Source organism: Campylobacter sp. CFSAN093260 (assembly GCF_012890095.1).
In the GTDB taxonomy this organism is placed as follows: domain Bacteria; phylum Campylobacterota; class Campylobacteria; order Campylobacterales; family Campylobacteraceae; genus Campylobacter_D; species Campylobacter_D jejuni.
In genome coordinates this window covers 558201-571976 of record NZ_CP040618.1, presented here as the reverse complement: position 1 = coordinate 571976, position 13776 = coordinate 558201, and the positions used below count along the sequence as shown (strand labels likewise).

Sequence of the window (13776 nt, the reverse complement as noted above, 5' to 3'; positions counted from 1 at the left end):
ATTTAATACTTAGGAAATTCTAAGTTTTTATCATTAAAACTTAAAGCTGTGATTTGATAGTAAGAATTAATGGTTTTTAAAAGATTAAATCTAGCTCTTAAAAATTCTTGCTGGGTAGAATTTAAAGTATTGTTTGCATCCAAATAATCTTTTAATTCACTTTTTCCTAAAATATATTTTTCATAATACGCCTTAGTGATAAGCTCTTGTTTAATGTTAATATTTTGCAAATTTTGTAAAAGCAAGGTGTCGCTTTGATAATCTTTATAATTTAACGCAAATTCATTCATCGCGCTTTGCAAAGTTTGCTCATAAGAAATTAAAAGTTGCTCATAGGTAAATTGTGAAATTTTGATATTTTGCTTTACTCTACCATAATCTAAGAAAGGTAAAGAAATCTTAACATTGCCACTTAAAATTTCAAATTTAAAACTATCATCGATTTTTTTATCACTTCCGCTTAATGCTCCACCTAAAGAAATACTAGGCAAAATAGATTTTTGCATGGAAGAATAATCCTTAAAAGCTGATTTTAAGCTATTGAGTTTAGATCTCACATCTGCACGGTACGCTAAAGCTTTTAAAGGTATATTAAAATCAGGACTTAAGGTTTTAAAATCATTTAAAGATAAAGTTTTAAAATACTCTATGTAAGCAAAACCTTCTTGCCTTGCCAATAAATCTTGTAAATTTTTTATGAGTAAATTACGATTTTGATCATTGCTTAATAAATTTTGTTTAGCTCTTAATAAGCTTTGTTCTATGTTTAAAAGATCTAATTCTTCTATTTTTCCAAGCTTGTATTTATAGTTATAAAGCTCTTTCATTTGTTCTAAATTTGAAAGATAAGCTCGAAGTAATTTATCTACATCGTTAAAATAAGCCAGCTCAAACACATCATTTAAAGCTGTATTGATCATACTTATTTTTAAATTTTCAAGATCATAAGCACTTGCTTTTGCACTAAATTCACTCGCACTTGCACTATCTCTTAATTTGCCATAAATATCAAGCTCATAGCTTAAATTTAAAGAATTATTGAAATTTTTACTTTGTTTGCCTGAATTTAAATCTTTATCCGCACCAAAACCCAAATTTCCACTTAAAGTCGGATATAAATCATAATCAATCAAATCAGCTCTAGCCAAAGCCGAAAGCAAAGTTTTTCTAGCAATATTAATATCACTATTATTCAATAAAACAAAATTTAGAAATTCATTTAATTTTGCATTATCATAAGATCTATACCAATCATAAGTAAGATTTAAATCTTTCATTTGTTCTTGAGTTAAATCAACTTCTTTAGGCAAGCTAAGTTTTACACCACAAGCGCTCAAGAAAAATGCTAAAAAAATGCTAAGTATTATTTTCATTTTATTCCTTTGATAATGCACTAATAGGATTTAAATTTGCTGCATTTCTTGCAGGGAAAAAACCAAAAACCACACCGATAAACATAGAACTTAAAAGTCCCAAAAGCACAGAATAGGCATTTAAAATCATAGGAAAATCCGTACTTAAAGTATTAAAAGCAAAAATAACAAAAATCGATAAAATCACACCTAAAATCGCCCCTATAGTACAAATCATAACCGCTTCGATTAAAAACTGCATCATAATATCTTCTCTTCTAGCCCCTATAGCCATGCGTATGCCTATTTCTCTTGTTCTTTCACTTACAGAAACAAGCATGATATTCATCACTCCTATACCCCCAACAATCAAAGCAATCACAGCCACACAAGCGGTAAGTATGGTTGTAGTGCGTTTATTTGCTGTAATAGCTTGCTTAAAAGTGTCAGAATTAAAAGTAAAAAAATCCTTTTGTCCGCGTTTAATTTCTAAAATTCTTATAATAGCATTTTCAGCCAAAGTTGAACTCACATCATCTTTAACCTTAACTATGATTTCACGCAAATTTCTATCTCCTGTAAGCTTATTCATCAGTGTTGTATAGGGTATATAAAGACGTACTACATTATCTTCTATAGGCTTGTCTGTATCTTTTTGCAAAACTCCTATAATCTTAAAAGGTTGAGAATTAAAAAGCACCACACGACCTAAAATATTTTCACTTTTTTCATCAGGAAAAAGATTTTTTTTAGCATTAAAATCCAATACAGCAACATTGGTACTATTTTTTACATCATCATTATTTAAAATTCTTCCCGCATCTATCCTTAAACCTTCTATAGCAAAATTATTTACCCCTACTCCTTCAGCTCTTGCGCTTAAAGAAATATTGGTATAAGTTGCCACTCCTGAAGTATTTGAATGAGCATCAACTGCTTCTAAATATTCTAAAGATCTTAGCGTTTCTAAATCACTAAAATTAAGCCTTGTTTTACCCGAACGCAAATCCCCAAATCCTTTTCCAGGGCGAATTTCAATAGTATTTGTCCCAAGTCTTGCAATAGACTCAAGCACTTTAGCTTGAGAGCCTAATCCTAAAGCTACAACACAAACTACAGAAGCAATACCTATGATGATTCCAAGCATAGTTAAAATAGAACGAAGTTTGTGTGCAAGTATGGAAGAATAAGCTATCTTAAAACATTCAAAGGCTTGATTTTTAAGCAAAGTAAGTGTTTTTTTCTCTTTGGGCATTGTTTTTAAAATAAGTTTTTCTTGAGCTTTTTCCTTTTTAGTATCGCTTAAAATTTCTCCATCTTTAATCTCTATAACCCTTTTAGCTTGTGCTGCAATTTTTGGATCGTGAGTTACTAAGACTATAGTATGACCTTGCTCGTTAAGTTTTTGTAAAATTTCAAGCACCATAATACCGCTTTTACTATCCAAAGCTCCCGTTGGCTCATCAGCCAAAATAAGCTCTCCGCCATTGATTAAAGCTCTTGCTATAGAAACGCGTTGTTGCTGCCCTCCGCTTAATTCGTTTGGCTTAGAATCTAACTTGTGAGCTAATTCTAAATCATTTAAGAGTTTTTTAGCATTTTGACTTCTTTCTTGTAAATTTTTTCCCGCATAAACTGCAGGTAAAGAAACATTTTCTTTAGCACTAAGCAAGCTTAAAAGATTATATCTTTGAAATATAAAGCCTATTTTTTCACGCCTTAATCTTGCTTTTTCATCGTTATTAAGTTTAGTGACTTCATACTCATCAAAAACATAAGTTCCGCTACTTGGCGTATCTAATGTTCCTATGATATTTAAAAGTGAAGTTTTACCACTTCCACTTTGTCCTATAATAGCAACAAATTCACCTTTTTCTATACTTAAACTTACATTTTTTAAAATGGCATTTTCACCTATATTCTTGCAAATATTTTTAAGAAAAATCATTAAAATCTCAACTTCATTTTAGTGGCTAAGCCATCAGCACTTGAGCTTACTATCAATTCTTCATTTTCATTTACGCCTTCTAAAATTTGAGTATTGATAGAATCTTTAATGCCAAGTTTGACATATTTTTTAACAGCTTTTTGATTTTCTAAAATTTCAACATAATAACCTTTTGGATCGCTTTTAATTGCATAAGTTGGCACTGCTAAAACAGCCTTTGCACTCGCTACGACAATTTCATTTTGTATACTCATACCAATACGCAAAAAATCATCTTTATTGGCTACATAAAATTTTGCGTAATAATAAATAGCATTTGATGAGCTTGAGCTTGAAGAACTCGAACTTGATGAGCTTGAGCTTGTACTAGAATCACTCACTTCAGTATCAGCTGGATCTATACTTGCAATCTTAGCATGATAAGTTTTTTGAGGATTATTAAGCAAAGAAAAATCAAGCTCTGTTCCTACTTTTATCTTACTCACATCAGCCTCTGCTATTTCCATTCTTACTTCCATTTCGTCTAAATTAGCTATACGGACTATAGTAGGAGTGTTTTGATTAGCATTAACTGTTTGTCCTTCATCTACAGCTACATTAATCACAACACCATCCATAGGAGCAGTAATGGTTGTATAACCTAAATCTTTTTGTGCATTTTTAAGAGTGATTTCAAGCTGAACTACTTGAGCATTAAGCTCTGCAACATTGGCTTTTAAAGTATAATAATTATTTTTTTGAGTTTCTAAATTTTCAAGAGAACTTGCTTTAGCTGCATAAAGTTTTTGCTCTCTTTGATATTGCTTATTCGCAATCTCAAGGGCAACTTTTTTACTCTCTAAATTAGCCTTAGCACTTTCAAGCTGAGCTTTTGTAATATCTAAATCGTTTTGTTGTTTATCTTTATCAATTTGAGCGATCAAATCACCTTGCTTTACATGAGTTCCCACATCAACATAAAGTTTTATAATTTGTCCACTAACTTGAGCACCCACATCGACTTGATCTTTGGCATATACCTTTCCTACTGCCTCTATGGTTTGAGATATATCTTTTTTTTGTATTTTTTGAGTTAAATAGCTGATTTTTTCATCATTATTAAAAAAAATAAAATAAGCCCCAACACTTCCAAGTATTGCAATTAAAATGATTAAAACAATCTTCTTTTTCATAATAACAAATCCTAAAGAAAAATCAAGATTAAATTTTACTCATTTTTTGTGAATTTTTTGTGAATTTTTAATTCTATTTTATAAATTTAAAAATTCTAAAGCCATCATCACATCACCCTGCATTAAAACTTTTAAATTTTCATCATCCCAACAAAAAGTAGAACTATGATGCAAAGCTGGATGATTTAAATCCTTTGAAATTCCAACAAATACATAAGCCCCCATTCTTTCTCGTGTTAAAAAAGCAAAATCTTCAGCCCCCATGTCAGGTTTAGAAGAAACAATGATATTTTCTTCTCCTAAGACCTTTGCAAAAGCTTTTCTTGCTATTAAAACAGCTTTTTCATCATTAATCAATGGAGGAAATTCTTTAGTATATTTAAGCTTATAATCTCCGCCATTGGATTTTGCTGTAGCAGCAGCCACTTCTTCTAAAGAACTTTTTAAAATATCTTGCGTTTTATCATTTAAAAAGCGCACAGTTCCTTTTAAATAAGCATTTGTAGGAATAACATTATAAGTAGTTCCTGCACAAATTTGACCTACGGTAATCACCCCTGCTTCATAAGGGGCTAAACGTCTAGAAATAACACTTTGTATATTATTTACAAATTGCGTTGTCATAATTATAGGATCTATACAAGTGTGCGGATGAGCTCCATGCCCTCCTCTGCCAATAAATTCCAAATCAAAAATATCCGTTCCAGCCATCATTTCACCACTTACAATTTGAGCAGTATTTTCAAGCAAAGGCCCCCATAAATGACAACCAAAAACTGCATCAACATAAGGATTTTCCAATACACCTGATTCTATCATAGGTTTAGCTCCACCGCTTCCCTCTTCTGCGGGCTGAAACATAAATTTAATCGTGCCACAAAATTCATCTTTAAGCTCATTTAATATCAAAGCAGCTCCCAAAAGCCCTGCTGTATGTCCATCATGTCCACATGCATGCATCTTACCATCAATTTTTGAAGCATAGCTTAGATTAGTTTTTTCTTGCACAGGCAAAGCATCCATATCCGCTCTTAAAAGAACACATTTTGGTTTTTTCTGACTCTTCTTTTTTCCTTCTATAATAGCTAAAATTCCTGTTTTTGCAATATTTTTTTGATATTTAATGCCAAACTCATCTAAAATTTTACACACTAAATGGGTTGTATTTTCTTCTTCAAATTCAAGCTCAGGATGCATATGAATTTGATGTCTTAAATCAACTACTTTATCATAGTACTTTAGTGCTAAATTTTCAACCAGCTTTTGCATTCTTTTCCTTAATCTAAATCTTTTATTTTCTCATCTGCTTTTTTACTGTCAAGTTTTTCCAAATTCGCCTCCATTTTTCGTATTTCTTCTTCTCCACTACGCACTAATTTTGCATCAATTTTGGAAAAATCTCCAGTTTTTTTATTTGGATATTCTACCTTAGAAAGTATAAAACGCAATAAATTTAATCTTGCTTTTTTCTTATCATCAGAAGAAATAATAGTCCAAGGACAAGTTGAAGTATTAGATGCTAAAAGCATAGAGTATTTAGCTAAAGTATATTTATCCCATAATTCTTGCGATTTTTGATCCACAGGAGATAATTTATATTGTTTAAGTGGATCGCTTCGGCGTTTTTCAAAACGTTTTTTTTGCTCGTCTTTTGATACTGAAAAATAAAATTTAAAAAAAATAATATCACTATTTGAAATCATATTTTCAAACAAAGGCACTTCTCTTAAAAAATCTTTATGTTGTTGCGGTGTACAAAAACCCATAACCGGTTCTACTCCTGCACGATTATACCAAGATCTGTCAAAAATCACAATCTCACCGGCTGAGGGCAAATGTGCTATATAACGCTGAAAATACCACTGTGTTTTTTCCACATCACTAGGTTTTTCAAGAGCCACAACGCGGCAACCACGCGGATTTAAATGCTCAATCAAACGTTTAATCGCCCCACCTTTTCCAGCCGCATCACGCCCTTCTATAAGTATAAGAACCTTTAAACCCTTGGCTTTAACATGATTTTGAAATTTCAAAAGCTCAATTTGCAAATTCTTTAAATCTTTTTCATATTCTATTGCACTTTTCTTTCTTTTAACAGAAACATAAATTTCATTCTTTTTAACAACCGCTTGCGCTTTTGGAGAATTATTTTCTTGCATTTTCAAACCTTTATAAAGTATTTAAAGTAAATTTACCATAATAAATTATAATTGAAGTTAAAAATAAAGGAAAAAATAAGTTTTTAGGAAATTTATGCGTATTTTTGGTATTATTTTATTAAGTTTTTGTTTATGTTTTGCTTCTATATTATCTTTAAATGAAGCTTTTAATGTAAAATCAAACTCTTATAATAACTCTATCTCAATTGATATTGAACTTGGAAAAGATATTTATCTTTATTCTAATAAACTTAAATTATATATAAACGAAAAAGATATAAGTTCTTTGATTAATCTACCTCAAAGTTCTACAAGAGGTAATGAAAATGTTTATTATCAAAAATTAAATTTAGCTTTGCCAAATTTATTACTAGAGCGCTTTGCAAAAAATACCACAAATTTAATCAAACTCGAATTTCAAGGCTGTTCTGAACAAGGCTTGTGTTATAATCCTCAAACTTGGCACTTTGATCTCATTTCTAAAAAAGATGCTTTTGAAATTTCAAAACCTTACAAAGCTCAAAAAACAGATAAAAAAACTAAAATTGAATCTGAAGAAAGCTCTATAGCAAATTTTTTAGCAACAGATAACTTTTTTTGGATTTTGCTAAGTTTTTTTGGCTATGGACTTTTACTCTCCTTAACACCTTGTATTTTACCTATGATTCCGATTTTATCTTCTCTTATCGTAGCAAAAAGTAATGCTAAATTTTCAAAAAAATATAGTTTTTTTCTCTCTTTTATCTATGTTTTTTTCATGTCTTTAGCCTATGCTATTGCTGGAGTTATAGCAAGTTTTCTAGGAGCAAGTATTCAAGGAATTTTACAAAAACCTATTATTTTAATTCTTTTTGCTCTAATTTTCATAGCTTTTGCTTTTGCTATGTTTGGAGCTTTTCGTTTTGAATTGCCATTAAGATTTCAAACCTTTATACATAAAAAAAGCGAAAAAGGGAAGGGAGTTGTAGGTATAGCCATCATGGGATTTTTATCTGCTTTAATAGTAGGTCCTTGCGTAGCAGCTCCTTTAGCAGGTGCTTTAATTTATATAGCCAATACAGGCAATGCTTTATTAGGTGGTAGTGCACTTTTTATCATGAGTTTTGGCATGGGTATACCTTTGCTTTTCATAGGCTTAGGATTAGGTTTTATTAAACCTGGTTTTTGGATGGAAAAAGTAAAAATTTTCTTTGGTTTTGTTATGTTGGCTATGGCTATTTGGATACTTTCTAGAATTATTGAAGAAAATTACATTTTAATTGCCTATGGAATTTTAGGTGTATTTTTTAGTGTTTTTATGGGAATTTTTGAAAAAAGTTTTACAATAATTTCTAAAATTAAAAAAAGTATTTTAATTCTTATTTTAGCTTATTCTCTAAGTATTTTCCTAGGAGGACTTTTTGGGGCTAAAAATTTCTTAAATCCTTTAAATTTCAATACTATATCTGCCTCAAAACATGCTTTAAGCTATGATTATATCAACAATTTTGAACAATTAAAGCAAGAAATACAAACAAATACAAAGCCTATAATGCTTGATTTTACTGCATCTTGGTGTGAAAATTGCAAACTTTTAGATGAATTAACCTTTAGCGATGAAAGAATCATACAAAAAATGCAAAATTACAAACTTATCAAAGTTGATGTAAGCGAAAATAATAATGAACAAATTAAAACCATGAAAGAATTTAATGTTTTTGGTCCACCTGTTTTAATTTTCTTTGAAAATGGAAAAGAAAAATTAAAAATCACGGGTTTTATCAGTGCTGATGATTTATTAAAAAAAATAGAACCATGAAAATTCAAAGTTTGCAAATAGGGAAAATTAAAAACTATAAAAATTTCCAAAGCGCATTTATTAAAGATACTTACCTAGAAGAAACACAAATTGATTTTCTAGGTGTTTTAGATGATCAAATAGCTGATAAAATTCATCATGGAGGCTACCATAAGGCTATTTTTGCCAACTCTTGTCAAAACTATCCTATATGGGAAAGATTTCTTAATAAAAAGCTAAATTTTGGCTCAATGGGTGAAAATTTGAGCATCGATGGGCTTTGTGAACAAAATGTTTGCATAGGTGATATACATCAATTTTCAAATGCAATACTGCAAGTAAGCGAACCTAGAAAACCTTGTGTAAAAATTTCTAAAATTCACAATAATCCAAATTTTACACATGAAATTTTTAAAACGGGCTTGAGTGGATGGTATTGTAAAGTTTTACAAGTTGGACAAATACGAAAGCATGAAAACATTAAAATTTTAGAAAAAAATTCTACTTCACTTAGTGTATTTGAACTCAATCAACTTTTTTACTCCCCGCATCAAATTCTTAAGCAAAATCCGAATTTATTAGATAAATTAGAAAAATTAAACTCTCTCATATCTCAAAATTGGCACGAAACGATACACAAACGCTTAAAAAATACTTACGATATAAGCTATATGGATAGCTTATAAGTTTTTAAAGTTATTTTTAGGTAAAATAATTCTTTTTCGAAAGGATAATCATGCAAAGACAAACATGGAGTAGCACACTAACTTATATTCTAACAGTTGCTGGAGCAACCATAGGATTTGGAGCAACTTGGCGTTTTCCCTATCTTGTAGGAGAAAATGGTGGCGGTGCTTATGTATTAGTTTTTTGTATAGCCATGATTATCATAGGCATTCCTGTTATTTTAGTTGAAAATGTCATAGGCAGAAAAGCGATGACAAATAGCGTAGATGCTTTCAAACAAAAATGGCAAAGTATTGGATATATGGGACTTTTAGGAAGCTTTGGCATAATGGCTTACTACATGGTACTTGGAGGATGGGTTTTAGTTTATATTTGGGAATTAACCCTAGGGAATTTTAGTCTTGCCAATGTAGTAAGCAAAGAATTTACTCATCAGTTTTTTAACGACAAAATAGCCTTCAATCCTTTAGGAGTTGGTATTTTTACCACTGTTTTTGTAATTATTAATTATATTATTTTAAAAAGAGGCATTATAGATGGTATAGAAAAATCCGTAAAATTTTTAATGCCTTTATTATTTATCTGTCTTATTATTGTTGTAGGACGCAATTTAACCCTTGATGGAGCTATGGCTGGAGTTAAATTTTATCTTGAACCTGATTTTAGTAAAATTTTATCACCAAAACTTTTAATCGATGTTTTAGGACAAGTCTTTTTTGCTTTATCCCTAGGTTTTGGGGTAATGATAACACTTTCATCTCATCTTAATAAAAATGAAAATATGGCAAAAACCGCTATTTATACAGGGGTTTTAAATACTATCATAGCTGTTTTGGCTGGTTTTATGATTTTTCCAGCACTTTTCTCAGCGGGACTTGCTCCAGATAGCGGGTCTTCTTTGGTTTTTGAAACTTTACCTATAGCATTTTCTCATATCCATTTTGGCACTATTGTGTGTATTTTATTTTTTGTCTTACTCTTGATTGCAGCTTTAACCACAAGCTTGCCAATTTATCAAGTTATTATTAGCGTATTAGAAGAAAAATTTAAATATTCTAAAAATCTTTCTATTAACCTAACTCTAGGGTTTATCTTCATACTTGGCAATCTTCCTTGTATTCTAACTTATGGGCCTTGGCGTGATATTGTTATCATCAAAGGAAAAAACATTTTTGATAGTTTTGATTTCATTAGTGGAAATATTTTGTTTGTTTTAACTGCATTTTTTTGCTGTATTTATGTAGGTTGGATTTTAGGCAAACAAGAAAGTCTAAAAGAACTTAGCAATAACAATACACTTAAAAGTTCATGGTTTGGAATTTGGTTTTATTATGTAAAATATATAGTACCTTTGATTATTTTAATCATTTTTATCTATGGAATTTTAAACTGATTTTTTAAATTTATATCTCTCTAACATAGTGGAATTTCCTAAAATTCCACCTTGATGTATATAAAGCAATGGTTTTTTCCACTCTTGTTTTAATGCTATACTTAATCCTAAAATATCATACAACAAGTCAAATTCTATATTGCACTTTAACTTTAAATCCATATAAAGCTCATAAAATTCTTTATACGGCTTAGCAAAGTGATATTTTTTATCACTTGTTAAAAATTCTAAATTTGAAAAATCATAGCTTGGATCTAATGTTAAAATTTGTTTTTTAAGATATTTAATATCACCTACACAAGCGCAAGTAAATACTTTAAATTTAGAATACTTTGCCAAAAAAGCTGCCGAAGTGCCTGTACCCGAAGGTAAAAAAATATCAAAATCAAGCTTTAAACTTTGACTTTGCATTTGAATTTCTTGAGCAAGTTCCATATAGCCATATTGAGCTTCTAAATTAGCTATACCTTGTTCTATAAAAACATCATCTTTTTTACACAAAGACAAAGCAAATTGCTTTAAGGATAAAGAATGGATATTTTCTACAAAATCAACACCATTTTCTAAAGCTAAAGCATAGTTTCCACAAGGATTATTCTTAAGAAAAGTAGAAATTTTTTCACAAGCAAAAACAAGCTTATATGATCTTTGTTTAGCAAAAATACTTAATGCCGCCAAAGCATTACTTTGGCTTCCTCCATAACTTACAAAAGATTGATTTTTAGGATATCTTTGATGGATATAAAAAGCAAGTTTCCTAGCTTTATTTCCATTAATTTCCCCTAATAAATCATCTCTTTTAATATAAAATTCAAATCCGTTAAAATTGATTTTTTGTACAGGACTAATTGTTTTAATGAAATTCAAAGAATTTTTCTACATCCTTTAAAGCATTATCATTTTTAATGCTAAATTTTATTTCTATGCGACGACTCTTATCCTTATCTTCAACTCCGTTGACAAACACAGGATCTGAAAAAGAACGTCCACTTGCCATTAAAAGCTTTTGAAGCTTATCACTCTTATAAAAAGTATAGATAAAATTCATCACCTCATAAGCTCTTTTTTGCGACAAATCTAAATTATAAATATAAGATCCATCACTATCAGTATGTCCTTCAATAATGATATTTTCAATGTTAGAAAAAATTTTTGGATCTTCAAGAATAGCATCAAAATATTCGCTTAAGATTTTTCTCAAACTTGCCTTTGCCTCATTTTTTAACACATAAGAATCTTTATCAAAAAGTACTTCAGCGGGCAAAGAAATAGATCCTGTCTTTTCATCTATAGTGATATTATTATCAAGCTTACTTTGTAATTCCTTGCTTAAATTTTCACGAATCAAACCAAGATTTTGCACCTTTTCTTTAGCTTTTTGAAAATCTTCTTGTAAATTTTTAAGCTCTTCATCTTTTTTCTCTAGTTGACCTAGTAAAATCAAAATTTGCTTATCTTTATTATCTAAAGTTGAGTTTAAATCTTTACTTAACTGCTTGTAATTTGTAATATTAGCCTCTAATTCTGCTTTTTGAGAATTAGCAAGATTTAAAGCACTAGAAGCATTGTTTAAATCAGAACTTAGTTTAAACACTATGGCTTCTTTATTTCTAAGCTCTTCTTTACTCTCCTCTAAGCGTGCCTCTTGTTTATTGAGATTATCTTTGATTTCTTTTAAATCACTTTGAGTTAAAACATATTTTACAACAATAGCACCTATTAGCAAAATAAAAACAAACAGCAATCCTGCCATTAAATCAGCATAAGCTATCCAAAAATTGCTATCTTCTTTTGACTCATTTTTCATTTATTTTCTTTATCTTCATTTTTTAGCTCATCATTGCTTTCTTGCTTAGATATTTCTGCTTGAATTTCATCTTGATTTTCTTCAGTCTTAGACTCTGAAAAATCTTCTATTTGTTTGGTTTCATTTTCTTTATTCTGATTTTCATCCCTAGAAAGCTTGCTCATCATTTGACTTGTTTCTTCATCAAGTGCTTTCATTTCTTTTTTAAGCTCATCCATCATTTTGATTTTAGCATCAATACTTTTTTCTTCTTCATATACTTCTTTAAATTTATGCATACCTTCAAACAAGCTTGCTTTAAATCCCTCAAAAACCTTTTCTTGACTTTCCAACATTGCTTTTTCATAAAGTTCAAAATTTTTACCAAAACGCTCTATTTTTTCATCGAATGCACTTAGTGTCTTATCAAGATGATGAATTTTATCACTACTGATATCAAGCAAGCGATTATATTGTTCTGACATTCTTGTATTGATTTCTTTTAAATTTTGATTGAGCAAACCTATACCATTTAACATTTCACTATAAAGCTTTCCAAGATCGCGTTGATCTCTTTGTGCTTTACTAAGCTCACCCATGGTTTGTTTGATATGTTCACTACTTAATCTAATAGCCTTTTCTTCTACATTTAGCATATCTTGGAAAATACCAAATTTTCTATCAATAGCATGATCAAGCTCTGCAAAAAAATCATCATTACTAACTTGTTTAAAAATTGCTCCAATTTTTTCAAAATGTTGCAAACTTTCAGTTAAATATCTTTGATCAAGCTCTTCTTTTGTCCAAAAAAATCCACTTGTAGCGTTTTTTTGACGATTTAGCAAACGATCTATTTTGCTTTTACCATATTTTTCAAAAAACATCCACCATAATGCAAGAAAAATTCCATAAATTGAAACATAAAAAGCAGTTCCCACTCCACTTAACAAATCTGCAATTTCTTGTTCTAAAGCGGCTGTATCACTAGAACTAAAATTTGGCATTGAAAAAGCTATACTGATAAAAGTTCCTAAAATTCCCATCATTGGAAAAATTGCCGAACCTATACTAGCAAAATTCTCATTTCTTGCACCCTTAATATATGTATAAGCAAAGTCATCAAAATTGGCATTTGATTTCGTGTCTTTCCCTATGGCAAGAAAATGCCTCATAATATGTCTTTTTAAAGCCTGTTTAAATTCATCTTTTTGTTGTTCAAAAATACTATACGCATACTCAGCACTATGTCTAGCAAAAATCAATGCTGTAAAAAAAATCACACCTGTCATAATAACCGTATGTAATTCGACCTTAAAGTCAATTACATTAAAATAACCCAATAAAATCAAAATATAAAGAAAAGCTGGAATAAAAATAATTTTAAAATAAACCAAAGAACCTCTTGCATCTTTGCCTTCAGGCAAAACAAGTTCTGAAATTTCATCTGATTTAATATCCATGAAACCAATACCTCATTAAAAATTTTATTTTAAAGATTGCTA

The 13776-nt window shown here is 29.9% G+C and carries 11 protein-coding genes; 3 read left to right on the top strand and 8 right to left on the bottom strand.

The window, feature by feature from the left end:
• Positions 1–2 precede the first annotated feature (2 nt).
• The 5 genes from FBF22_RS02980 to ppk2 form a co-directional block, all read right to left on the bottom strand.
• Positions 3–1373 carry a TolC family protein gene (locus tag FBF22_RS02980; protein ID WP_002875371.1) on the bottom strand — a complete coding sequence of 457 codons (1371 nt, stop codon included), beginning with the start codon at positions 1371–1373 and terminating at the stop codon, positions 3–5.
• A gap of 1 nt (position 1374) precedes the next feature.
• Positions 1375–3300: an ABC transporter permease gene (locus FBF22_RS02975; RefSeq protein ID WP_002852201.1), complete on the bottom strand. Its 1926-nt coding sequence runs from the start codon at positions 3298–3300 to the stop codon at positions 1375–1377.
• Positions 3300–4472, bottom strand: a complete 1173-nt coding sequence (locus FBF22_RS02970; protein WP_165433250.1) for an efflux RND transporter periplasmic adaptor subunit — start codon at positions 4470–4472, stop codon at positions 3300–3302. The genes FBF22_RS02975 and FBF22_RS02970 overlap by 1 nt, the downstream gene beginning before the upstream one ends.
• 78 nt (positions 4473–4550) lie before the next feature.
• Positions 4551–5741 carry a M20 family metallopeptidase gene (locus FBF22_RS02965; RefSeq protein WP_002864524.1) on the bottom strand — a complete coding sequence of 397 codons (1191 nt, stop codon included), beginning with the start codon at positions 5739–5741 and terminating at the stop codon, positions 4551–4553.
• Between the two features lie 8 nt (positions 5742–5749).
• Positions 5750–6631 carry a polyphosphate kinase 2 gene (ppk2, locus tag FBF22_RS02960; protein WP_002884106.1) on the bottom strand — a complete coding sequence of 294 codons (882 nt, stop codon included), beginning with the start codon at positions 6629–6631 and terminating at the stop codon, positions 5750–5752.
• A 94-nt stretch (positions 6632–6725) separates the two neighbouring features.
• Here ppk2 and FBF22_RS02955 point away from each other — a divergent pair, with 94 nt between their 5' ends.
• From FBF22_RS02955 to FBF22_RS02945, 3 genes are read left to right on the top strand one after another with little or no spacing between them, the layout of a single operon-like run.
• A complete protein-coding gene (locus FBF22_RS02955) occupies positions 6726–8429 on the top strand; it encodes a protein-disulfide reductase DsbD (RefSeq protein ID WP_002864522.1) in 1704 nt (567 codons plus the stop codon).
• On the top strand, positions 8426–9094 hold the full coding sequence (locus FBF22_RS02950; RefSeq protein ID WP_002864521.1) for an MOSC domain-containing protein: 669 nt from the start codon (positions 8426–8428) through the stop codon (positions 9092–9094). The genes FBF22_RS02955 and FBF22_RS02950 overlap by 4 nt, the downstream gene beginning before the upstream one ends.
• Positions 9095–9144: 50 nt before the next feature.
• Positions 9145–10488 carry a sodium-dependent transporter gene (locus tag FBF22_RS02945; protein ID WP_002864520.1) on the top strand — a complete coding sequence of 448 codons (1344 nt, stop codon included), beginning with the start codon at positions 9145–9147 and terminating at the stop codon, positions 10486–10488.
• On the opposite strand, the gene FBF22_RS02940 is transcribed toward FBF22_RS02945, so the two are convergent.
• From FBF22_RS02940 to FBF22_RS02930, 3 genes are read right to left on the bottom strand one after another with little or no spacing between them, the layout of a single operon-like run.
• On the bottom strand, positions 10480–11355 hold the full coding sequence (locus tag FBF22_RS02940) for a 1-aminocyclopropane-1-carboxylate deaminase/D-cysteine desulfhydrase (protein WP_002864519.1): 876 nt from the start codon (positions 11353–11355) through the stop codon (positions 10480–10482). The two genes, FBF22_RS02945 and FBF22_RS02940, sit on opposite strands and share 9 nt — an antisense overlap.
• Positions 11342–12295: an OmpA family protein gene (locus tag FBF22_RS02935; protein ID WP_002852313.1), complete on the bottom strand. Its 954-nt coding sequence runs from the start codon at positions 12293–12295 to the stop codon at positions 11342–11344. Before FBF22_RS02935 ends, FBF22_RS02940 begins: the two co-directional genes overlap by 14 nt.
• The gene (locus FBF22_RS02930; protein ID WP_165433251.1) at positions 12292–13734 is read right to left on the bottom strand and encodes a MotA/TolQ/ExbB proton channel family protein; all 1443 of its coding nucleotides are present in this window, start codon (positions 13732–13734) and stop codon (positions 12292–12294) included. Before FBF22_RS02930 ends, FBF22_RS02935 begins: the two co-directional genes overlap by 4 nt.
• Positions 13735–13776 lie beyond the last annotated feature (42 nt).